The sequence below is a fragment of the Dyella sp. genome, from assembly GCF_035277725.1.
GTDB lineage: Bacteria > Pseudomonadota > Gammaproteobacteria > Xanthomonadales > Rhodanobacteraceae > Dyella_B.
The window spans coordinates 29,092-52,244 of the sequence record NZ_DATEJY010000005.1; the positions used below are offsets into that span (position 1 = coordinate 29,092).

The following is a 23,153-nucleotide window of genomic DNA, read 5'->3' on the forward strand; positions in this document are numbered from 1 at the left end:
ATGACGATACGCAACAGGGGCGTAACGCGTGGCTTCACGCTGATCGAATTGATGGTGACCATCGCATTGGTTGCCTTTCTTCTCACCATCGGCATTCCGCTGGCGCGCGAATGGGTATTGTCGGCGCACCAGCGCGACTCCGCCGGCAAGCTGACCGAAGCGCTGGGGCGTGCCAAAGCACTCGCGCTGCGTAATCAGCAAGGCTTGACGGACCAAAGTCTGCCGACCGCCGCCGTGTGTCTCAGCGGCCAGCAGCTGAGTGTCGTTGGCGCGGATACGAACAAGCAGGTCACCTGCGCCAACCAGGCCGATTGGACGGCGCAGATTTCTTCCGATGCGTCGGTGGTGAGAACCGCGACCAATATTCCTTTTCAATGCGCGGCCTATAACGAGCGTGGAGTGTTGCTGTCAGTGTCATTGGCGAGTCTTGCGTGCACGCCGCCACCGCTGCCATCGGCGTCATCATCGCCACCATCCCAATCCTCCGTACAAGGGCAGGTGACATACCTCGACGTCAACGTAAGCTCCGAGGAGGCGCTGCATGTTTTCCTGCCGTAAACCACGCGCACAACGCGGCGACGTGCTGCTGGAGGCGCTGATCGCCGTGCTGGTGATGGGTTTTATTGGTGCCGGTACCGCTTACGCAGTGAGCCGCATGGAAGTGAGTTCGAAATACACGCGCGTCGACGGTGTGGCGGCGAGCCAGATGCGCTTGCTGTTGCAGCAATACGGATCGACGCTTTGCCCAGGCCAGGCCAACAACAACCAGGCCAGGATCACCTTGCCGCTGACCAATACGTCATATGCGGTGACAGTGCAGTGCCCGGCCGGCAGTTCGATCACCGTGGGCGGCATTGCCGTGACGCAGCCGTCCAGCGTGGTGCTGTGCATTCCCAGCCCCACGGATGGGTTTGACGGTTCCATCGTGGTGGGAACGGACGCCTCTGCCATTGCGACGGGAGTGGCGGCATGCAACCAGCACAGCTGATCGCCGTGCGCAGGCGAGCCGCGGGGTTCACTCTGATCAGCACCTTGGTCGGCATCGCCGTCGGCCTGATCGGCATTGCCGCCATGCTGACGCTTTACCGCAACCTGGTGACGGAAGCGCGCAGCATCAATGAGCAATCCATGCGCGATGGACAGATCGCCACCGGTTCGCTGGCGGCGCAGCAGGAAATGCAACAAGCGGGCTTCGGCATCACGGGCGCCACGGTAGGTACGGACCTGGTGGTGCTGAGCAATGCCACGTTGACAAACGGCAAGCTCAAGGGCACGGCGCTGACCTCCTACAGTGCGGCCGCCAACGGCAACGCCGTGATCTGGGGTTTCAACCCCACGGCGGCGACCGGCACGATCGATCCCGCTGGCTATATGTGCGAAGGCTTGATCGTCACGTCGAACGGTTTGCAGTTGCTGCCGCCGACGAGCTGCAAGAGTGCCGCCAATTGGCAGAGCGTGACGTGGAAACCGCAGCAGCTTGCCGCTACCGGCTACCTGGGGCCGCTGTCGATGTTCCAGGCCAATGCGGGCAGTTGCTGGCCGTATCAATCGCAGGCGGCGTCGACAGGGAGCACGCTGCAATTGAGCTATTACCTGCCGACGAAAGATCAGCAGGATCACGGGCAGACGAATCTTCCCGGCGGTTCCAGCGATTCGAGCAGCAGTTCCGGCAGCTCGGGCGACGGCAGCATCCATAGCGACAACGGCAAGGGCAACGATTACGGCGCCAGCAAAGGCAAGAGCAACGGCGGATCAGGTTCCGGTTCCTCCGGCGATGCATCGGGTTCGTCCGGTTCCAATGGTTCATCAGGTTCGTCCGGTGACAACCCCGCCAGTTCTTCCAGCAGCGAATTTTCAAGCAGTTCCGCCGTCACCAACGTACCGACGTTCTCGGTATGCCTGCCCAATTTCCAGCAGCAAGGAACCCACTGATGCGACGCGCCACGTTACCCGCCTCGCCGTCTCGCCAGCGAGGCGTGATGAATCTATTGCTGGTCTTGCTGGTGGGCCTGGCGATGACCGTGACCACGATGGGTGTGGTGCACAGCGTGCGCAGTTCGCAGGAAGGGCAGCTCAGTTTGCACTCGATCACGCCCGCACAAGGTTCCACCTGGATGGGCGCGGAAGTGGTGCGCCGTTATCTGGCTGCCGCCGACATGAGCGCGTTGAAGTCTGGCGATCTGAAGATAAGCGGTTGCGATGGCATTGCCGTCAGCATTCTCAATGTGAAGCCGACTTCGTCCACGTCGGGCGCAAGCGGTACCACTTATCAGGTGGTGGCGAACATCACCGCGGGCGCGGCAACCGGTACGCCGGCAGCGAGCAAGGCCATCTTGCAGGTGGTCTACAACGTCACACCGAATGCGACCAAGGGCACCGGTGCCAGCAATAGCAATGGCAACGCATCGGTCAACATCAACACGCTCAACTTTTACAAAGACCTCAATCTGACCGGCGGCATCACGGTGCTCGGTGGCGCGCAAAACGCCAATTTGAACGTGATGGGCAACGTGACGCTCGATAACGCCACGGTCACCGGCGTCAACAGCATTCGCTCCACCGGCAACGTGACGATCGGCAGCGGCATCCACGTCAACCAGGTATATGCCAATGGCGACGTGACCGTGACCGGTGCGGCCAGTGCGGACTTGATCAATGCGCAGGGCAACGTGGTCATCGACGGCGGCGCCAAGCCGTTCGTGATCCAGTCCAATGGTTCGGTGACGTTCAATGGCGGTAGTGCGACGACGGTGACGGCGATCGGCGACGTCGACGTGCCTGCCGGCGGCGTGAACATTGGCACAATCACCACCGAAGGCAACGTCAACTGGACTGGTACGGGCGGCGGCGTTTCGACCATCCAGGCCAATGGCAATGTGACGTATGCGGGCAGCAACAACCACACGAGCATTACCGCGGGCGGCAATGTCATGTTGACCGGGGCCGGCCCCGATAGCGTCGTCGCCGCGGGCAACGTGGTCGACAGCACCAGCGGTGGTGACATCGGTTCGCTGAAGGCGGGTGGCGATCTCGACGTCAAGGGCTACGACAGCGTGACGGGCACGATCGGCGGCAAGCTCACCAAAGAGCAGTTCTGGAATTTGAAGGTGCATGTCACCGAACAGCCCGGCTACACGGTGACGGTGCCGACCATCAAGATCACGCCGTTGCCGCCGGTTACCATCGATCATCCCGCGATCGATGCGTATGCCTTGCAATCGGTAGCCAATTACCAGTTCAAGTTCGTGAATGGCGCCATCCAGGTGATCGTGTCCAACATTGCCAATATCGCTAACGGCACGTATTACCTGGGCCGTTATCCGCCGTCATTTGCCAGCGGCTCTTACCGCGGCTACGAAGATTTCCTGTGCACCAAGCTGGTGCCGAACAGCGTAGGCACCGACGGCATCGGGCAATGCCAGCAACCGGTGTCGCCGGCTAACACGGTCTGCCAGGGACAGTCAGAAGAGAACGGCTGTTTTTCCTACAGCAACGGCGTGTGGACGCTGAGCGGCAAAAGCCTGGCGCGCGGCGTGCTGTGGTTTGAAGGCGATCTCGCTTTCAACGGCGGCTATTACCTCGATACTGCGATTGCCACCGGCAACATCAGCACCGGCGGTGCGTTCCGCATCGATGCACCGAACTTCGCCGGCTACGACGAAATCTGCGCCAACGCCACGCCGTCCGGCCTGCAGCTGAGTGCAACGCAGAAAGCGGATTTCGACGGCATGTATCCGACCAACTTTTGCGATACCAAGAACAAGCAGTGGATCGATAATTCCGTCGGCAACATTGCCTTGCTGGCCGGCGGCTACGTCAACGGCGCATTCTCCGGCGGCAACATCAACGTGGGCGCAAGCTCGGTGATCAATGGCAGCGTGATGGCGGGCAACGTGCTCAATACCGGCGGCAGCACCACCATCAACGGCTCGATCACTTCGGCCGCGCAGAACAAGAACGACAACTCGCCGGTGAGCCTGAGCGGTGCAACGCTGATGGACATGCGCCAGTTGCCGGGCACCTACAACCCCGGCAGCGTGCCGTGCATGCAGGGATGTACCGATGCGAAAGCCGGTTCCAACGGCAGCAACACCAGCACGATCACCTGGACGCGCTATCTGTAGCCATGCCGCCAGGAATTGCCACGTAGGCTGGGATGAAATCCCAGCACCACCATGCCGATACATGCTGGGATTTCATCCCAGCCTACGGATAGAGCGAGCGTGAATCGTGGATGGTAGAGTTTCGGCCATGGGGACCCCCGTCTACTACTTCGGCGATTTCTCGCTCAATCCGCTTGCCAGGGAATTGCGCCGGAGCGATGAGCCCGTGGTGTTGGCGGCCAGCGCGTTCGACTGCCTTGTCTACCTGATCGAACACCGCGAACGCCCGGTGGGCCGGGACGAACTGATTTCCGCGGTGTGGGGACGCGCGGACGTCAGCGACAATCTGCTGGCGCAAACCATCGTGCGTCTACGGCGTGCACTGGGCGATGCGGGCAACGAGCAGCAATGCATCAAGACGATGGCGCGCGTGGGTTATCGCTGGATGCCGGATACCACGGTGGTGCAGGCTGCTGATGCGCCCGTATCGACGCGTGAAGCGAACGATGCAAGCGCTGCTGTTACTGGTGACGTCGCAGTTACTCCGCAACGCGTGCGCCGCCCCTTGTGGATCGCCTTGTTGCTGACGGTGATCGTGGCGGTGGGTTACGCGCTCTGGCAATTCTCGCTGCCGCGGCAGGCGCCTCCTGCGGTGCATTTCAACCAGGGCACAGCCATCGTGCTGCCGGCCGAGGTGAAGGCGCCGGATGATTGGCAATGGCTGCATCTTGGCCTGATGGATCTGGTTTCCACGCAACTGCGCCAGGCACAGGTACCGACCGAGAACAGTCGCGATGTGCTCAACCTGCTTCGCCAGGCGGATACCGCGAGCAGCGCGCAGTTGGCGCCGTTTGCCTTGGTGGTGACACCGCACGTCGCCTTGATGGATAACCGCTGGCACGTGCATCTGGATGCCAAGGCCAAGGATGGACGCGATTGGCAAGCGGAATCATCGTCCGAAGACGTACTGGCTGCGGCGCGTGCCGCGAGCGATCTGTTGCTGACGCAACTGGGTTTCAATACGCAGCCCCGCAACATGGCAAGTGGTGAATCGCAGCAGGAATATCTGTTGCGCATCCAGGCCGCGCAGCTTGCCGGGCAACCCGATCTGGCGCACCAGCTGATCGACAAAGCGCCGCCGTCGTTGCGCAACACGCCCGAACTGGCCTTTGCACAAGCGCAGCTTTACTGCGTGGAAGGCAACATCGACGCATGCGAATCATCGCTGACCGATCTGCGCAAGCGGCTCTCGCCCACCACGCAACCGCTGTTGCGCGGCAAGGTACTTACCTCGCTATGGTTTCCGTACCGGCGCCGCAATCAGCTGGACAAAGGCGAAGCGGCGCTCGACGAAGCCGTACGGCTGCTGCAGGGGCAAAAGGATGCCGATGCGCTGGCCGAAGCCTATCTGGATCGTTCCCATCTGGAGACTTACCAAGGCAAGCTGGATGAGGCGAGCACTGATCTCGGCCATGCGCGCATCCAGTTCGCGTTGGCCGGCGACACCATCGGCCAGGCGCGCGTCGATCGCGCGATGGGGGAGCTCGCCATCGACCGCGGCCAGTTCGGCGCAGCGTTGCCGTTGTTGCAGCATGCCTACGAGCAATACCAGCGCATGGGTATGCGCCAGTTGCTTTCGTCGGCATTGGATGCGATGGCCGATGCACAGAGCATGTCGTTGCAATATGCCGACGAACTGGCAACCACCGACCGCTTCTGGCCGTTCGACCAGAAGCACATGGATTTTATCGACCCCTACACGCGTCATCAGCTGAGCAAGACGCGCGCGATCGCGCTGGCCGACAACGGCCGCACCGCGGATGCGACTAGCCTGCTCGAAAGCGTGCTGACCGATGCAAACGGCAATGAAGAAGCAGGATTGCGCGCGGAAACACGCATGCTGCTGGCCAAGTTTGCCTTGCAGCGTGGCGACGATCGCGCTGCGCTGACATGGATAAGCAAAGCCTTGGAAGGATCATCGCTTGCCCAGCACGACCAGCGCGACTATGCCGAAGGCTGCTATCTGCAAGCAGTTGCCTTGCAACGCGCCGGCCAGACGGACGAACTCAAGCGTGCCGTCACCGCCATGCAGACATGGGTGAGCGCCTTGCCGAAACCGGATGACTGGATTGCGATCTGGCTGCTGCGTGCCAAAGCGGTGCAAGCCTGGGGTGAAGGGCAACGCGACCAGGTGTTGGCGCAGCTGCGGCTGGCCATGGCCGCGGCGGATGCCTCGGGCGTGCCGGAATTCACCGTCGGCGTCGGCCAGTCCTACGCCTTGGCTTTGCTGGCGACCGGGCATACGGATCAGGCCGCGGCCGTCAGCGGCCAGCTTTCCACCTGGAGCAATGTGGACTGGCGCGCCGCCGAGGTGGAGGCGAGTGTGTTCCAGGCACTGGGGCAGGGTGACCAGGCGCAAACGTCGTGGAACAAGGCGCGCAAGCTGGCCGGTGACCGGCCGGTGCAGACGCCGGCCGCGCCAGTGTTTTGAATGTGGTGCCGTTCGCAGGCTGGAATGAAATCCCAGCTTTTACAGGCATGCCGATGCTGGGATGGTCATCTGCAAATACCGCATAAAACTCACGACAGTACTTGTCATGAGACATGTATCATCCCCTTGAATGGGGTCGATGCAGACAAGAGTCATGGCGGAAAAGGGGGCTACCGTTTATTGCTTCGGGGAATTCCAGCTCAATCCATTGGCGCGTGAGCTGAGCCGTGACGGTGAGCCGGTCGAACTGGCCGCAAGTGCTTTCGACTGCCTGGTCTATCTGATCGAACACCGCGAGCGTCCGGTCGGCAAGGACGAATTGATCTCCGCGGTATGGGGACGCGCCGACGTCAGCGACAACCTGCTTGCGCAAACCATTGTGCGCCTGCGCCGTGCGCTCGGCGATGCCGGTACCGAACAGCGCTGCATCAAGACGGTGGCGCGCGTCGGTTATCGCTGGATGCTCGATATCCAAGTGGTACAGCCAGCTGCCGAACCGGCCGAAGAGGCGTTGCTTGACGACGCAACACCTGGCCATACGGTTGCCGCGCCGCCATCACCGCCGGCATTGCGCCGCTCGATGCGCGCCGCATTGGCGTTCACGCTGCTGCTGGGTTTGGTCTATGGCGGTTGGCAGTTGCTCAGCAGCCGGGCGGCCAAGGCCAGTTTTCAATTCAATCGCAGCGCGGCGGTGGTGCTGCCGGTGGACGTGCAGGCGTCGGATGATTGGCAATGGCTGCACCTGGGCATGATGGACATGGTCGCCAACCGCCTGCGCGATGCGCGCGTGCCGACCGAAAGCAGCCAGGAAGTGCTGGAGCTGCTCAAAGAGAACGGCGATGAAGCGGACGCGAAGCTCTCCACCTTTGCGCTGGTGATCCAGCCGCGCGCGCAGTTGTCGGCCGACGGCTGGCACGTTCACTTGAATGCCAAAGCCAAAGACGGCCGCACCTGGACCGCCGAATCCAATGCGAGCGATGTGTTGGCGGCAACGCGCGCGGCCAGCGATCTGCTGTTGGCGCAACTGGGTTATGGCGGTGGCCTGTCCGCACCGGCACCGGGCGATGCGCTGGAGGAATTCATGCAGCGCGTCGATGCCACGCGGTTGGCCGGCCAGCCGCAGCTGGCGAAACAGCTGCTTGAAAAGGCACCGCCGGCCTTGCGCGAAAAACCCGAACTTGCGTATGCCCTGGCCTCGATCGATTGCGACGAAGGGCATAACGATTCCTGCGAGCAACGGCTGGAGGCATTGCTCAAACGCCTGCCCGACGATCAGCATCCGGTGTTGCACGGGCAGATTCTTACGGTGCTCGGCCAGATCTACCTGGATCAACGCCGCACCGCGGAGAGTGAAGCTGCGCTGGAACAAGCGGTGCGCATGCTTGAGGGCGTACGCCGTACACACGGTCCGAAGGATTTCGAGGCGCTGGCGACTGCTTATCTGGTGCGCTCCTACGTCCACACCCAATTGTGGCGATTGGAGGAGGCCACCGCGGATCTCGGCCGCGCACGCGTGAATTACAACTTGGCGGGCGATCTCGTCGGCGTGGCCAAGGCCGATCAGGCCACGGGCGGACTGGCCTTGCGCCGTGCGCAACCCGATGCCGCGGTGATCTTGCTGCAGCATGCGTACGATCAGTTCGTCAGCATGGGCATGCGCTCGATGTTGCCCTCCATCCTGGATGCGCTGGCTTATGCACAGCAGATGCTGCTGAAGTTTCCGGATGAATTGACTACCACCGACCGCTTCTGGCCGTTGGAAGAAAAGAGCAAGGATTTCGGTTTCATCGGCGACGACATGCGCCACGAATTGGCGATGGTGCGTGCTGCCGCGTTGGCCGACAACGGGCGTACCGCCGAAGCGTCGGCGTTGTTCCAACAGGTGTTGCGTGACGCCGATGCAGTCAAGGAGCCGGGCCTGCGTGCCGAAGTCAACAAATGGCTTGCACGCCTGGCGCTGGATCGCGGCGACAACGAACGTGCTGCCGCGTTTGCCGCTGCTGCGCTGACGCCGGCGTTGCAGGAGGACGATCAGCGTGATTACGCCGAAGCGTGGCTGTTGCGCATTTCAGCGTTGCAGCGCGCGGGCAAGAGCGACCAGGCCAAGCATGAGATTGCCGCCATGCTGGCGTGGGAAACGCAGCTGCCGGTGAAGAACGATTGGACGCACGTCTACGTGTTGCGTGCCCAGGCGGCGCAAGCATGGATCGATGGCGCGCACGATCACGCGCTTGCGCAGTTCAAGCAGGCGATGGAACTGGCGGACAAGCTCGGCGTGCCGGAAGTGATCGTCAGCGCCGGCAAATCCTATGCGCTGGCGCTATTGGCAGCAGGGCAGGTGGACCAGGCAGTCGCGATCAGCGGACGGCTATCTTCCTGGAGCCAGACCGATTGGCGTGCGGCATGGGTGGAAGCGCGCGTCTACCAGGCGCTGGGGCAGAACGATTCCTGGCAGAAGTCGCACGACATCGTGCAGCAGTTGGCCGGCGACCGGCCGGTACCGACGGCATCTGCAACGTTCGAATTCTGAGCCCGTAGGCTGGGATGAAATCCCAGCATCGCCATGCGGATATAAAGCTGGGACTTCCTCCCAGCCTACGCACTGCTCCGTCAGGGGAAAAATCTCCACATTCGTCGTAACGCTTAATACAACGTCGTCCCGGCGAAAGCCGGACGCAGCGCGAAGCGCGGAGAACGTCCGAATGGACGGCCCCGAAAGGGGTGAGCTGAGCGAAATCACCCAGCGACTTGCATTTCGCCCAAGACACTGGGCCCCGGCTTTCGCCGGGGTGACGAATCGTGCCGTTGAATAGGCTGGCAAAGATGCTGGTTCCCGATTTCTCGGACAGCAGTGCGTTTTCGCGGAAGTGCTTTACAACAGCGAAGCTGGTCAATGACGGCCATACACGGACCGGGATGTCATCCCGGCATGCGTATCTACGAGCGGCACATCACAGGCAAAAAAAGAGGCGCGGCAGTGAGAAGCGGAGTATCACTGCCAGCGCCATCAGTCTGGGAAGACTGTTAAGGGTGGATGTCCCATGAATATAGAGCGGCCACCCAGGCGCCAGGCATTTCCCGACAGGCCAAAAGCCTGTCATATCGGGACGATATTTTTTTCGACATCAAGACGCGGCTGCGTGCTGTTCTTCCAGCATGGTGATCTTGCGCAGGCTGCTTGCCGCTTCCAGCGCCACGCGCCGTGGCCAGCTGTCCTCGATATGTTCGGCGACCAGGCATGGATCGCCGGCGCAGCATTGGGGACAGGAAAGGTTGTGCAGCATCAGCTCTTCGACTACCGAGAGGGTCATGGCCGTTTCCCCTTGTGTGGCGTGCGAAGCCTCGCCGTTGCGCGAGGTCCTGAACGCGTATCGGCCGCACGTCGAGCGACTTGAATACCGGATCACATATTCGTCGTCAGCAGGTAGGTGCAGACGCGCACAGGCACGACCTATGCATGAATCCTCGCATCCACTGACGTTGATGCGCAGGTACACGCCCATGACAACGAAGCGCTTGGAAGTACTGGCTCGTGAAGGCTGCTCCTTCATGTTGTGGCTGACCGCGGTGATGCTGAACATGGCATCGGTGTTGTGGCTGGGTTTTCAGGGCCTGCAATGGCTGCACGACGGGCACTGGACCCGGCAGCCGCCGGTGATGGCCTGGATTCATGGCGTGTGTCCCGGCGCATGCGATTTCGTGACCAATCCGCATTCCTGGTATGGCGCCGCCAAGCTGGTTCGTTTCCTGTCCGACGTGCCTTCCGGTCTCGCGCTGGCGCTGATCGGCATCGCGCTCGGTGTACTCAGCGTGTCAGTTTCTGACCGCCGGCCGCTAGCGCCCAGCGTCACCAAGGTGCGCATCGGGGCGCTCTGACTGCCGCCAGGTTCGGCCGGGTTACACTTGCCGCCTTACGAGCAACCGGCAAGGCACGCATGAGTTCCGATCAGCAGTTGGGCGAATACCGCGGCATCAAGTTCATGCACGAAAACAACGACGGCACCCGCGGCGGCATCATTTATTTCCCGGAAGATCCGCAGCAGCACACCGCCGCCGACGGCGCGCAATGGGAAGCGCAAGCGCGCAGCCTGATCGATCATTACTTCCGTGAAATCGACGTGGAGCCCGACGACGATTCGGAAGCCTGAGCGCGGTGCAACACGTTGCACATAGGTTGGGGTGAGGCGTCGCCGAACCCCAACATGTCACCTAATCGCCGGGGATGTTGGGGTTCGCATTCGCTCGCCCCAACCTCCGCATCGTTGATGGTGTGGGCACCAGGCATGACTGATGGCACGGTCATGGGATTTGGCAAATTTCCCGTAGCATCGTGCACCTCTCTGCGACGACAATGGTCCGACAATTGACCTGGCTTGCGCTTGTTCGGTGGGGAGCGCCCAAGCCATCTTGGTTCTTGCGATCAGAGGCAGCAGCTCATGGCGAAGCATTCTTTGGTGTCGTCGGCAGCATTTCGCGCAGTACCTTTGGTTCTTGCCGGTTGCCTGGTTCTGGCAACGGCATACGCCGCCGACAATTTCCACGACGCGCCGGCTGCTGCATCGTCCGTACCCAATCCGTATCACGGCCAGGCCGCTGCCGCGCATGCAGGCGGGCAGTTGTATGGCACGTATTGCGCCAGTTGCCACGGTGGCACGGGGCAGGGCAGCGGCAATATTCCTGCGTTGCGGCAAGGTCCCGCGCAACAGACGACGGAAGGCGCGCTGTTCTGGTTTATCACCAAGGGTTCGCCGGCTAACGGCATGCCTTCGTGGGCCAGCCTTTCCGAACAGCAGCGTTGGCAGGTCGTGACGTACGTGAAAACGCTGCCGGACGTGACCACCGCGGCGACGGAACCGGCCGTTCAATCGCCGATCAACACACCACCGCCCACGCCACCGTTTACCGACTTCCGTTACGAAGCCCCCGGCCGCTTGCGCAAGATTGCGGTGAACGATCTGCCAGCGCCGTATGCCACCCATTCCGCCGGCAACGGTCCGGAAGTAGTGGCGCGTCCCGATGGCGTCCTGCCGAAGGCACCGGCTGGTTTCAAAGTGAATCTGTTTGCCGAAGGCCTGCATACGCCGCGCGTGATTCGCCAAGCGCCGAACGGCGACATGTTCCTGGCCGAAAGCGGCAACGGACAGATCCGCATTTATCGCGGCATCACCGCGGATGGAAAGCCCGCGCAAACGGCGGTTTTCGCCACCGGCCTCAAGCGGCCGTACGGCATTGCGTTTTATCCGGTGGGGCCGAATCCGCAGTGGGTATACGTCGGCAACACCGACGAGGTAATTCGTTTTCCGTATCGCAATGGCGATTTGAAAGCGCGCGGGCCGGCCGAGCACATCGCCGATCTGCCGAGCGGCGGTCATTGGACGCGCGACATCGCTTTTTCGCTCGACAACAAGACGCTGTTCGTGGCGGTGGGTTCGGCATCCAACGTCGATGATCCCGACACCACCCCGGCGGAGCATGAGCGCGCGAATATCCTGGCATTCAATCCCGATGGCTCCCACAAACGCGTCTATGCCTCGGGCATTCGCAATCCGTCCGGCATCGCGATCGATCCGAAGAACGGACAACTGTGGACCACCGTCAACGAACGCGACGGCCTGGGTGACAATCTGGTGCCCGATTACATCACCTCCGTACGCGAAGGCGGCTTCTACGGCTGGCCGTGGTGGTACATGGGCGGCCATCAGGATCCGCGCCATGAAGGCAAGCATCCGGAGTTGAAAGACACGGTGATCACTCCCGACGTGCTGCTGCAGCCGCATAACGCTGCGCTGCAGATCACCTTCTACGAAGCCACGCGTTTCCCTGCCGAATACCAGGGCGATCTGTTCGGCGCCGAGCACGGTTCGTGGAACAAGGCCACGCGCGTGGGTTATGAAGTGATCCGCATTCCGCGTCATCACACCGGCAAGGCGAGCGGCGAATACGAGGATTTCCTCACCGGCTTCGTGTTGCCGGATGGGCGCGTGTGGGGACGTCCCGTGAGTCTTGCCACGGCGCCGGATGGTTCGCTGCTGGTGACGGATGATGGATCGGATTCGATCTGGCGGGTGGAATACGTCGGCAAGTAGGCTGGGATGCAATCCCAGCTCGCTGGTAAGTTCCGGATGCCACGCCGCTTGCCATGATGCACTCCCTCCCCTGCGAAAGTAGGGGAGGGAACTGTTTTTCGCGACGATCGACAGCACGTAGGCTGGGATGAAATCCCAGCTTCACTCAGGGGTTTTGGGTGCCGGGATTGCATCCCAGCCTACGAGAGTCTTCTGCGTGTGGCAGAAGGCTCAGGTCTTGGCGCACGCATCACCAAACGTATCAGCGTAAGATCCTTTCCAAAGCCGCCACGCACGACGGCGACGCGTTGAACATGCCGGCCGAGGGCCCATGCCATGTCACGGAAAGGGTGGATCGTGTGGGGAGCCATTCTTGGCGCTGCGTTGGCGCTGGCATGGACGCGCACAGCCAAGGAAGCGCCGGCCGCAGACAGCTTCGTCGCACGCATTGAATTGAACGGCCCGATCGGCCCGGCTGCTGCCGAATACGTCAACACCACCATCCAGCGCGCAACGAACGACGGCGCCAAGGCGATCGTGCTGCAAATGGATACGCCAGGTGGTTTGCTGGAATCCATGCACGACATCATCAACGGTATTCTGGCGGCGAAGATTCCGGTGCTCGGCTACGTCGCGCCAGGCGGTGCGCGTGCCGCCTCGGCCGGTACCTACATTCTTTACGCATGCCCGATCGCAGCGATGGCGCCTGCCACGCATCTCGGCGCGGCCACGCCGGTGGACCTGGGTGGCAGCTCGCCGATGCCGCCGCCGCTTAACAACAACGCACCGTCAGCGAGCAAGTCGAGCGACAAGGCCGGCAACAACGCAGGCGACGCCGAGAGTCACAAGATGCTCAACGACGCGATTGCCGATATCCGCGCCCTCGCGCAAATGCACGGGCGCAATGCCGCGTGGGCGGAGCAGGCCGTGCGCGGTGCGGCCACGCTTACTGCCAACGAAGCGGTTGCGCAACACGTGGCCGACTTCATCGCGCCCGATACCGATGCGTTGCTTGCACAGGCAGATGGCCGCGCGGTACGTGTGGATGGCGGCATCGTCACGCTCGCTTTGCGCGGCCTGCCGGTGCGCGACTACTTGCCGAATTGGCGCGCGCGTTTTCTCGGCATCATCACGCATCCCACCATCGCCTACATCTTGCTGCTGGCCGGCATCTACGGATTGATTCTGGAAGCGTTCCATCCCGGTTCGTTCTATCCGGGCGTGACCGGCGGCATCTGCCTGCTGATTGGCCTGTATGCGTTGCAACTGCTGCCGGTGAACTATGCGGGATTGGCGCTGATGGCACTCGGCGTGGCCTTGTTACTGGCGGAAGTGTTCATACCCACGGCGGGCGTGCTGGGCATCGGTGGCGTGATCGCGTTCGTGCTTGGTTCGATCATGTTGTTTCGCTCCGGCGTACCGGGTTACGCGGTGAATCTGGGTGTGATCGCCGGCATCGCCTGCTGCGCGATGGCGATCCTGGCGATGCTGCTGCGCCTGGTGATGCGCGCACGCCGCGCACGCGCCTTCAATGGCGAAGCGCAGATGCTGCAGAACACGGGCGAATTGCTGCAGGCGGTCGCCGCAGGTGGCGAAAGCTGGGCGCGTATCGGCGGCGAACGTTGGCGCGTGCATAGCGACGTGCCGCTTCCAGCTGGCGCACGGGTGCGGGTGATCGGTCGTCAGGGCTTGCTGCTGCAAGTGGCTGCATCGGGGTTGGGCAAAGGAGAATCTTCATGATCGGTTTTGTGGGCGTCATCGTGATTTTCGTGATTGCGCTGCTGTCGTCGTCGATCAAGGTGTTGCCGGAATACCAGCGGGGCGTGGTGCTGACGCTGGGCCGTTACACCGGCACCAAGGGGCCGGGCCTGGTGGTGCTGGTGCCGCTGGTGCAGCGGATGATGCGCGTGGATCTGCGCGTGACGGTGATGGACGTACCGCCGCAGGATGTGATTTCGCGCGACAACGTTTCCGTGCGCGTGAACGCGGTGGTGTACTTCCGTGTGGTGGAGCCGGACAAATCGGTGCTGAAAGTGGAGAGCTTCTACCAGGCCACCAGCCAGTTGTCGCAGACGCGGTTGCGTTCGGTGCTGGGCCAGCACGATCTGGATGACATTCTTTCGCAGCGCGATTCGATCAACCACAGCTTGCAGCAGATTCTTGACGAAGCGACCGATCCGTGGGGCATCAAGATCACCAACGTCGAGATCAAGGACGTGGACATCAACGACACCATGGTGCGCGCGATCGCCCGCCAGGCCGAGGCCGAACGCGAACGCCGCGCCAAGGTGATCCACGCCGACGGCGAATTGCAGGCGGCCGAAAAACTGCGCGATGCCGCGAGCATGCTGGCGCAACAGCCGCAGGCATTGCAGCTGCGCTATCTGCAGACGCTGGCGAGCATGTCCAGCAGCGGGCAATCCAGCACCATCGTGTTTCCGCTGCCGCTGGATTTGTTGAAGCCGTTGCTGGACAAGGGTTCGTAGTCGCGTAGGCCGGGATGAAATCGTAGGCTGGGGTGCGAACCCCAGCATCGCCATGCATGATCATGCTGGGGTTCGCACCCCAGCCTACGCGGACATGGTTATCCCGGGGCGACGATGTATCGAGCATTTGGGCAAGCCCAGCGCCACATGACGCCTGTCAGATTCAACCAATGACGCCTGCGCCTGCCGCCACTGCGCGCTCGGGCAGATGATTCCTCCCGCACCGATGGGGTGCGGGAGGGACACGCCATGAACACCATCCACGACACGCGCAGCACGCTCGACAAATACATGCCCTGGTTGCTGGCCCTGCTGGCGGCGTTCCTTGCCGGCAAAGCGTTGAAGCGCATGTTCTGGACTGCGTTCGCGATGTACTGGGTGTTCCACGCGAGCGGCATGCATCTGTTCTGATCGACGTTTTCCAGCAAAGGATTGTGCAAGCGCTTCGCTGCGTTTATGTTCGCGGGCTTGGAACAGGAGCCGCGCGTGAAGCCCAGCACGAGACCCACCACTCTGGCCGAATGGCTGGACTACCAGCAGCACGTCCATGCACTGGGCGTGGACATGGGGTTGGATCGGGTGCGCGCCGTGTGGCAACGCATGGGCGCACCGGTGATCGCGCGGCGGGTGATCACCGTCGGCGGCACCAACGGCAAAGGCTCCACGGCGGCGTTTCTGGAAGCCATGCTCGCCGCGGCGGGCCAGCGCGTGGGCTGCTACACCTCGCCGCATCTTTTGCGCTACAACGAACGCATTCGCCTGGCCGGCACAGATGCCACTGACGCCATGCTGATCGAAAGCTTCGACCGCATCGAGCTGGCGCGCGGCGATATCACGCTGACGTATTTCGAATTCGGCACGCTGGCCGCGCTCGATCTGTTCGCGCGCGCCGACCTGGACGTGGCGGTGCTGGAAGTGGGATTGGGCGGTCGCCTGGATGCCGTCAACATCATCGATGCGAATGCGGTGATCATCACCACCGTGGATCTGGATCACGTGGAGTGGCTGGGGCCGGACCGCGACAGCATCGGCCGCGAGAAGGCCGGCATCGCGCGCCGCGATCGTCCCGCCATCGTCGGCGAAACCGAGCCGCCGCAAGGCTTGCTGGAAGCATTGGCCAAGCAGGGCGCGTATATCGAACGGGCAGGGCACGATTTCTATGTGGAGCGCGAGGGGAACCGCTGGCGCTGGCACCACCGCGACGGCACCGTGCTGAACCTGCCGGCGCCGGAACTGGCCGCGCCTGTGCAATACGCAAACGCCGCGGCGGCCATCGCCGCCTTGCATGCGGTGCAGGCGGTCAATCCGGTGGAACTGGAACGCATCGCGGCATTGGGCATGCATTTTCCGCGTGCGCCGGCGCGCTTGCAGTCATTGGGTGGCGATCCGGCGCTGATCGTCGACGTCGGCCACAATCCGCAGGCGGCACGCGCGCTGGCGGACTGGCTCGATGTGCAGCGCGGTGGCCGCGTGCATGCCGTGTATGGCGCGTTGGCAGATAAAGATGTCGGCGGCGTGATGATGGCGCTGGGCTCGCGCATTGCGCACTGGCATCTGGCCAGCCTGGAGGAAGACACGCCGCGCGGGCTTTCCGCATCGGTGCTTGCCGGCGTGCTGCGCCAAGTGTTGCCGCGCGCGAATTTCTCGACGCATGACAATGTGCATCAGGCGCTCGCCGCCGCACGTGCCGGGGCACGGCGCGGGGAGCGCATTCTTGCGTTCGGTTCGTTCTTCGTGGCCTCGGCGGTATTGGCCGAGTCGTAGGTTGGGGTGCGAACCCCAACATCGCCATGCGTGCAAGATCGGGATGTTGGGTTCGCACCCCAACCTGCGTGTCGATCGCCATCCGTTTGTCATGTAACCGAGCACGGGCAGGTATAATCCGCCGCGTCACGCACAAGCTGGTTGTCTGGAGTCCGTCTTGAACACACGCCTGTTGGGAGCTGCCGTACTCGTTGCGTTGGCCATCCTGTTCGTGCCGATGATGTTTTCGAGCAAGCCGCCCTCGACCGCCAGCACCGATCAATCGGTCAGCCTGGCGATTCCCCCCGCGCCCGACCGCGACCTGCAGACCAAGACGATGAGCCTGTCCGGCCCGGCCGCCGCAGGCAGCAGCATGCCGCCGCCGGCCAGCACGGCGGCGAATGTGGAAGGCATGACGCCGGTGAACACGACTGCCGCCGACACGGCACCGTCCGCCCCCGCACCGCAACCGCAAACGGCCGCGCCGCAACCATCGCAGCCGGTGATTCCGGCCACGCCGCCGAAGACGGCGGCCGCGCCAAACCGTCCGGTCACGCCGGCTCCCGCGCCTGCTGCTCCCGTCATCCCGGATACCCCGCCTGCCACCGCCGCGCGCGGCATCTATGCCGTCAACCTGAGTGCCTACGGCACCACCGAGGGCGCCAATCGCCTGATACAGAAGGTGCGCGCCATGGGTTACCCGGTGCGCAGCGAACCCATCCAGCGCGCGGGCAAGACGCTGACCCTGGTCAGCGCCGGCCCGTTCGAAACCCGTGCGCAGGCCGAGGCCGCCCGCCTCAAGATCACCCAGACGATTCCCAGCGTGCCGGCCCGCCTGGAAAGCGGCGCCACTACCCCGCAGGGCGATGTGCCGGCGCCGCCCGCCGGTGCGCCGGTTCGCGCCGGCGCCTGGGCGGTGCAGGTAGCGGCCATGGGCAGCCAGGCCGATGCGCTGGCGCTGCGCGACAAGTTGCGCGCCAACGGTTTCGACGGTTTCGTCGATAGCGTGAACGCCGGTGGCCGTCAGCTGTGGCGCGTGCGCGCCGGTCCACAGACCCAGCGGAGCGATGCGATAGCCCTGCGTGACCAGATCAAGGCCAAGCTGGGCCTCGACGGCAACGTGGTCAGCGCCAACTAAACTACGCCCCCACGACGCCCCTGGCCGGAAGCGACTTATTACATGAACGCGGTTGACCTCATCATCATCGCGGTATTGGTGTTGTCGGTCCTTGTAGGTCTGTGGCGCGGCCTCATATCCGAGGTGCTGGCGCTGGCGACGTGGATCGCGGCGTTCTGGGTGGCATGGACGTACGGCCCCGCGGTATCGGCGCACTTCGAGCATTCGGTCCAGACGCCGATTTTGCGGGTACTGATTGGTTATGGTTTGTGCTTCATCGCCGTGCTGATACTTGGCGCCCTGGTGCGGTTCGCCATTCGAGCGTTGGTGGACAGCACGGGTTTGGGCGGCACGGATCGCCTGCTCGGGATGATTTTTGGCTTTGCGCGCGGCGTGCTGCTGGTGACGCTGATCGTGTTCCTGGTCAACCAGACCGGTTTCGCGCGCGAGCCGATGTGGCAGCAATCGACCCTGCTGCCGCAGTTCAACAGCTTGGCGACGTGGCTGGAAAGCGAAATGCCGCCCAACGTACGCCAGCACCTGCGCCCGGAAAATTTCCCGGCGCACCTGCCTAGGAGCCTGGCGGGCTTTGGTGGTCGAGGCGAAAATCTGGCTGCGCGAGGACAGATTTTCGGTCATTCGCCGGCCCATAGTGGTTCTATGGGTCAAGAATGGACGGAAATATGGACCGCGTAGCCAGATTTGCAGCCCGGCCAACCAAAGCCCGACAGGCTCCTGAGGTGTTGCCGAAGGGATTCCCGGCGCACAGTTCCACTTCGCCGGCTGCCGCTTCGAGCGCGGCCGGCACCACGCATCACACTAACGGGTAGCAACACCATGTGCGGAATCATCGGCATAGTCGGTACCACTGAAGTGGCATCGGCGCTTTATGACGGCCTCACCGTCCTGCAACACCGCGGACAGGACGCCGCCGGCATCGCCACCGTGGACGGTGCGCGCCTCAGACTGCACAAGGACAACGGGTTGGTGCGCGACGTGTTCAACCAGTCCGCCATGAACCGCCTGCGCGGACGCGTGGGCATCGGGCATTGCCGCTATCCCACGGCCGGTTCCGAAGGCGCCACCGAAGCGCAGCCGCTGTACGTGAATTCGCCGTATGGCATTGCCATCGTGCACAACGGCAACCTGGTGAATACCGAAACGCTGCGGCGCGAGATGTTCGAGGACGATCGCCGCCACATCAATACCGATTCCGATTCGGAAGTGCTGCTCAACGTGCTGGCGCACGAGCTGCAGATCCAGGATCGCATGGCGTTGACGCCGGACCACATCTTCAAGGCCGTGGCCGGCGTGCATGCGCGCGCACGCGGCGGCTATGCGTGTCTGGCGCTGTTGCTGGGCTACGGCCTGCTGGCGTTTCGCGATCCGAACGGCATTCGCCCGCTGGTGCTGGGCGAACGCATCACCGCGGAAGGCCGTGAGTACGCACTCGCTTCCGAATCGGTGGCGCTGGACATTCTCGGCTTCAAGCGCCTGCGCGACGTGGCGCCAGGCGAGGCGGTGTTCATCACCAACGACGGCCAGCTGCATACCCGCTTGTGTGCGGAAGGCGCGGTGCATGCGCCGTGCATTTTCGAGTACGTGTACCTGGCGCGTCCCGATTCGATGATCGAAAACGTCTCCGTATACAAGGCGCGCCTGCGCATGGGCCAGAAGCTGGCGGAGAAAATCCTGCGCGAGCGGCCCGATCACGGCATCGACGCCGTGATCCCGATTCCCGACACCGCGCGCACTGCTGCCAGTTCGCTCGCCGAAATGCTCGGCGTGCCGTTCCGCGAAGGCTTTGTCAAAAACCGCTACATCGGCCGCACCTTCATCATGCCGGGGCAGGGCGAGCGCGTGAAATCCGTGCGCCGCAAGCTCAACCCGGTGGAGCTGGAATTCCGCAAGAAGAACGTGCTGCTGGTGGACGACTCCATCGTGCGCGGTACCACCTCGCGCCAGATCATCCAGATGGCACGCGATGCCGGTGCCAAGAACGTGTACTTCGCGTCCGCCGCGCCGCCGGTGCGCTATCCGAATGTGTATGGCATCGACATGCCTGCCGCTTCCGAACTGGTTGCCGCAGGGCATAGCGAGAAAGAAGTGGAGAAGATGCTCGGTGCCGATTGGCTGATCTATCAGGATCTGAAAGACCTGATCTGGGCGGTGCAGGACGGCAACGAAAGCATCAAGCATTTCGATACGTCGTGCTTCTCGGGAGAGTACATCACCGGTCTTGATCAGCATTATCTGGAGCAGATCGAGATGCTGCGCTCGGATGATGCAAAAGCGGCCCGCCGCAGCGCGTAGGTTGGGGTGCGAACCCCAACATCGTGATCTATGCATGCATGGCTATGTTGGGGGTCGCATCCCAACCTACGGAAACGATGAGCGATCTGCACACCGCCGCCAAGCGCTGCCTGGACGCCACCGACCCGGCCGAGAAGCTGCGCCTCACGCATGCAACATGGGACGCCTTGCAAGCGGGCTTGCTGCATCCCGATGCAAACTCGCCCGCGCCTGATCCCATCGGCGCGCCGGGTCGTCCGGCACTGCCGCGGCTCGTCCCGCAACGCCAAGTCCCTCATCGCGGCCTGGGCACCCCCGAAGGCCGCGCCGCACTCGTGCACGCCGTCTCGCACATTGAATTCAACGCCATCAATCTCGCCTGGGACGCGGTCTATCGCTTCCGCAACATGCCGCCGGATTACTACCGCGACTGGGCCAGCTGCGCCAACGACGAAGCACGCCACTTCGCCATGCTCTGCCAACGCCTTGCCGAACTCGGTCACGCCTACGGCGATTTCGATGCACACAATGGCCTATGGGAAATGGCCGAGAAAACCGCGCATCACGACACCGCGCGCATGGCACTTGTACCGCGCGTGCTGGAAGCGCGCGGCCTTGACGTCACGCCCGGCATGATCGAGCGCCTGCGTGGCGTTGGCGATGAAAGCACCATCGCGATATTGGAAGTGATTCTGCGCGAAGAGGTCGCCCACGTTGCCGCCGGCACGCGCTGGTTCAGATGGTGTTGCGAGCGTGATGGCGTCGATCCACGCGAGACGTTTCTCGATTTCGTGCGCGATTACATGGGCCGCAATCTACGCGGCCCCTTCAATCGGCCCGCCCGCTTGCAGGCAGGTTTCGATGACGCAGAGCTGGATCAACTCACCCAGCTGGCACTCGCTTCGTAGCCCCGTAGGCTGGGATGAAATCCCAGCATGACCATGCATGGCGATGCTGGAATTTCGTCTTGGTTCGACGGTTTTCCGCCCGCAAAATGGGCTAGCCAAATGGTTTATTGACAAGTAAACATTTTTGCTTACAATGCCGGCGAGTGCCCGTTGCAAGGAAGCGCAATGAAGCAGAGCGAATTCGTGAAATGGCTGCGAGCTCAGGGCGTAGAGATAAGAAATGCAAAAAACATCTGAAGCTTTATCACCTGGGTAAGCAAACCATTCTTCCACGCCATCCGTCCGCTGAACTTAAACAGCCATTGGTGGAAGGAGTAAAAAAGGCCTTGGGCCTCAAGTAAATCGGCAATCGCGCAACAACAGACTTCAGCGGTGCCCGAATGACTACGAATGAATGTTTCCAGGAGGGTCACTATGCGTTATCCCGCCCGTTTCAAAGTTGCTCCTGAAGGTGGTTTCGTGGTGACTTTTCGTGATATCCCGGAAGCCATCACGCAAGGCGACTTCGAGGAAGAAGCCATGGAAATGGCTATCGATGCGCTCGTGACCGCGATGGATTTTTATTTTGAAGATCATCGGCCCGTGCCTCTACCGTCTACGCCGCGCAGGGGAGAGCGTCTGGTGGAGTTGATGCCAAGCGTTGCCGCCAAGGTATTGCTGCTCAACGAAATGCTGGCTCAACATGTCAGCAATGCTCAGCTGGCCAATCGCATTGGTCTTACTCGACAAGAAATCAACCGTGTTACCGACCTGCGACACAGCACCAAAATCGACACGATTGCCAAAGCGCTGAATTCACTCGGCAAGCATTTGCGTCTGGAAGTCGCTTGATCAGTGTCGGTACCCAACTTCAATACACATAGTTGATCGCCACCGCCGGCGTCACACTCCCCGTACTGTTGTGCCCGCCAAAAATCACCCGCGTCCCCAACAACACCCCAATCCGCGGCGACCAGTTGTACTCAATCGCCGGCGCCACGCCAAACGATGTACTCGGGCCTGAATTCAAGTGCACGTCCTGCGGATAAAGCACGCCATTCGGATCCACCATGTCCACACCCGCCAAACGCGTGTTGTCGCTATGGCTATAGGTCAAATCCATCGCCAGCACCCACCGCTGTGTGAGGCTGTATTCAAAGGCGAGATCGGCAAAGAAACCGTTGCCGGGTTTTACGCGCCCGCTAAAACCTTCATCCGTGCCATACACACTCACACCTTTCACCGATGCACTGCGCGAAAACGAGCGCGACACATTGAAGCGCGTACGCAGAATGCGTCCATTCGGCAACCAGAAATACATCTGCGAATTGAGCCACAGCGTCGTCGTGTAAGTGCCGCTACCCATGCCATTGGCAGGCCGGCTGCCAAGCTGGTCGTATTTGCCGGTTGGCAGGGTTTCCTGCAGCAGGAGCGCGGTGGTCGGTATCCAGCTGCCTTGTTGGAATTCCGTCAGCCGGTACTGCGCTTGCAGTGTCCAATCGCCGATGTTGACGCTTGAGCTGTTCGGTCCGTTGCTGACCTTGTTGTAGCTGACCACAGGAATCATGCCGACCGAAAGCCGGTCCATCAAGCCGTAAAGGATGTACGAGTTCGAGCCGAACGTATCGGTGTGCGGGCGCCGGACGTCATAAAGATAAGGCTCGAACAGAAAATGCCCCGGCGGCAATGTTTCTGCGGAGTTCGCCAACATCGGGCCGGTCCACCAGGCATCGCTCATCGCCTCCTGCGCAAAACCGCGCAGCGGCGCGATACCACCGAGCATGCAGAGCAAAAGGGCGGTGCGTAGCCTTGTTCTCATGATTGGCCTTGGGTCGGAAGACCGACAAGCTTCGGCTGGCGGTGCTGCTTTCGCCATCCGGAACATGCGCGTTGGGTGGGGGAATAGGCAAAAAGTACGTCCGCCAGTGGTTCGCGAAAATAGCCACTTCGGTATGATTCCCGGCAACCA

Annotated in this window: 20 protein-coding genes; 18 read left to right on the forward strand and 2 right to left on the reverse strand. The window is 62.1% G+C overall.

Annotation, left to right across the window (positions count from 1 at the left end; genetic code table 11):
* From VJR68_RS00340 to VJR68_RS00365, 6 genes are all read left to right on the forward strand, one after another.
* Positions 1-558: a prepilin-type N-terminal cleavage/methylation domain-containing protein gene (locus tag VJR68_RS00340; protein ID WP_324145556.1), complete on the forward strand. Its 558-nt coding sequence runs from the start codon at positions 1-3 to the stop codon at positions 556-558.
* Entirely contained in the window at positions 542-988 is a 447-nt protein-coding gene (locus VJR68_RS00345) for a hypothetical protein (RefSeq protein ID WP_324145557.1), read from the forward strand. The genes VJR68_RS00340 and VJR68_RS00345 overlap by 17 nt, the downstream gene beginning before the upstream one ends.
* The gene (locus VJR68_RS00350) at positions 970-1,932 is read left to right on the forward strand and encodes a prepilin-type N-terminal cleavage/methylation domain-containing protein (protein ID WP_324145558.1); all 963 of its coding nucleotides are present in this window, start codon (positions 970-972) and stop codon (positions 1,930-1,932) included. Before VJR68_RS00345 ends, VJR68_RS00350 begins: the two co-directional genes overlap by 19 nt.
* Positions 1,932-4,124 carry a hypothetical protein gene (locus VJR68_RS00355; RefSeq protein WP_324145559.1) on the forward strand — a complete coding sequence of 731 codons (2,193 nt, stop codon included), beginning with the start codon at positions 1,932-1,934 and terminating at the stop codon, positions 4,122-4,124. The genes VJR68_RS00350 and VJR68_RS00355 overlap by 1 nt, the downstream gene beginning before the upstream one ends.
* Positions 4,125-4,251: 127 nt before the next feature.
* Positions 4,252-6,594: a winged helix-turn-helix domain-containing protein gene (locus VJR68_RS00360; RefSeq protein ID WP_324145560.1), complete on the forward strand. Its 2,343-nt coding sequence runs from the start codon at positions 4,252-4,254 to the stop codon at positions 6,592-6,594.
* A gap of 139 nt (positions 6,595-6,733) precedes the next feature.
* On the forward strand, positions 6,734-9,124 hold the full coding sequence (locus tag VJR68_RS00365) for a winged helix-turn-helix domain-containing protein (RefSeq protein ID WP_324145561.1): 2,391 nt from the start codon (positions 6,734-6,736) through the stop codon (positions 9,122-9,124).
* A gap of 595 nt (positions 9,125-9,719) precedes the next feature.
* Here the strand turns inward: VJR68_RS00365 and VJR68_RS00370 are convergent.
* Positions 9,720-9,905: a hypothetical protein gene (locus tag VJR68_RS00370; protein WP_324145562.1), complete on the reverse strand. Its 186-nt coding sequence runs from the start codon at positions 9,903-9,905 to the stop codon at positions 9,720-9,722.
* A 190-nt stretch (positions 9,906-10,095) separates the two neighbouring features.
* On the opposite strand from VJR68_RS00370, the gene VJR68_RS00375 reads away from it, so the two are divergent.
* The 12 genes from VJR68_RS00375 to VJR68_RS00430 all read left to right on the forward strand — a co-directional run bounded on the left by VJR68_RS00375 (position 10,096) and on the right by VJR68_RS00430 (position 22,036).
* On the forward strand, positions 10,096-10,470 hold the full coding sequence (locus VJR68_RS00375) for a hypothetical protein (RefSeq protein ID WP_324145563.1): 375 nt from the start codon (positions 10,096-10,098) through the stop codon (positions 10,468-10,470).
* 59 nt (positions 10,471-10,529) lie between these two features.
* Positions 10,530-10,742 carry a hypothetical protein gene (locus VJR68_RS00380; RefSeq protein ID WP_324145564.1) on the forward strand — a complete coding sequence of 71 codons (213 nt, stop codon included), beginning with the start codon at positions 10,530-10,532 and terminating at the stop codon, positions 10,740-10,742.
* Positions 10,743-11,030: 288 nt separating this feature from the next.
* Positions 11,031-12,680 (forward strand): PQQ-dependent sugar dehydrogenase, encoded by a 1,650-nt coding sequence (locus tag VJR68_RS00385; protein ID WP_324145565.1) that lies wholly within the window; start codon positions 11,031-11,033, stop codon positions 12,678-12,680.
* Between the two features lie 315 nt (positions 12,681-12,995).
* Entirely contained in the window at positions 12,996-14,399 is a 1,404-nt protein-coding gene (locus VJR68_RS00390; RefSeq protein WP_324145566.1) for a nodulation protein NfeD, read from the forward strand.
* On the forward strand, positions 14,396-15,145 hold the full coding sequence (locus tag VJR68_RS00395; protein ID WP_324145567.1) for a slipin family protein: 750 nt from the start codon (positions 14,396-14,398) through the stop codon (positions 15,143-15,145). Before VJR68_RS00390 ends, VJR68_RS00395 begins: the two co-directional genes overlap by 4 nt.
* A 249-nt stretch (positions 15,146-15,394) precedes the next feature.
* Positions 15,395-15,556 (forward strand): hypothetical protein, encoded by a 162-nt coding sequence (locus VJR68_RS00400; RefSeq protein WP_324145568.1) that lies wholly within the window; start codon positions 15,395-15,397, stop codon positions 15,554-15,556.
* Between the two features lie 75 nt (positions 15,557-15,631).
* Positions 15,632-16,909, forward strand: coding sequence for a bifunctional tetrahydrofolate synthase/dihydrofolate synthase (folC, locus tag VJR68_RS00405; RefSeq protein WP_324145569.1), 1,278 nt, complete (start codon positions 15,632-15,634; stop codon positions 16,907-16,909).
* A 157-nt stretch (positions 16,910-17,066) separates the two neighbouring features.
* Positions 17,067-18,026 carry an SPOR domain-containing protein gene (locus tag VJR68_RS00410; protein ID WP_324145570.1) on the forward strand — a complete coding sequence of 320 codons (960 nt, stop codon included), beginning with the start codon at positions 17,067-17,069 and terminating at the stop codon, positions 18,024-18,026.
* Between the two features lie 42 nt (positions 18,027-18,068).
* Complete coding sequence (locus tag VJR68_RS00415) at positions 18,069-18,701, forward strand: CvpA family protein (protein WP_324145571.1); 633 nt, start codon at positions 18,069-18,071, stop codon at positions 18,699-18,701.
* A gap of 141 nt (positions 18,702-18,842) precedes the next feature.
* Positions 18,843-20,318, forward strand: a complete 1,476-nt coding sequence (purF, locus tag VJR68_RS00420; RefSeq protein ID WP_324145572.1) for an amidophosphoribosyltransferase — start codon at positions 18,843-18,845, stop codon at positions 20,316-20,318.
* Positions 20,319-20,395: 77 nt separating this feature from the next.
* Complete coding sequence (locus VJR68_RS00425) at positions 20,396-21,205, forward strand: ferritin-like domain-containing protein (RefSeq protein WP_324145573.1); 810 nt, start codon at positions 20,396-20,398, stop codon at positions 21,203-21,205.
* A gap of 414 nt (positions 21,206-21,619) precedes the next feature.
* Positions 21,620-22,036 (forward strand): type II toxin-antitoxin system HicB family antitoxin, encoded by a 417-nt coding sequence (locus tag VJR68_RS00430; RefSeq protein WP_324145574.1) that lies wholly within the window; start codon positions 21,620-21,622, stop codon positions 22,034-22,036.
* Between the two features lie 19 nt (positions 22,037-22,055).
* Here the strand turns inward: VJR68_RS00430 and VJR68_RS00435 are convergent, their stop codons facing one another.
* Positions 22,056-23,003 (reverse strand): transporter, encoded by a 948-nt coding sequence (locus tag VJR68_RS00435; RefSeq protein WP_324145575.1) that lies wholly within the window; start codon positions 23,001-23,003, stop codon positions 22,056-22,058.
* Positions 23,004-23,153: the final 150 nt, after the last annotated feature.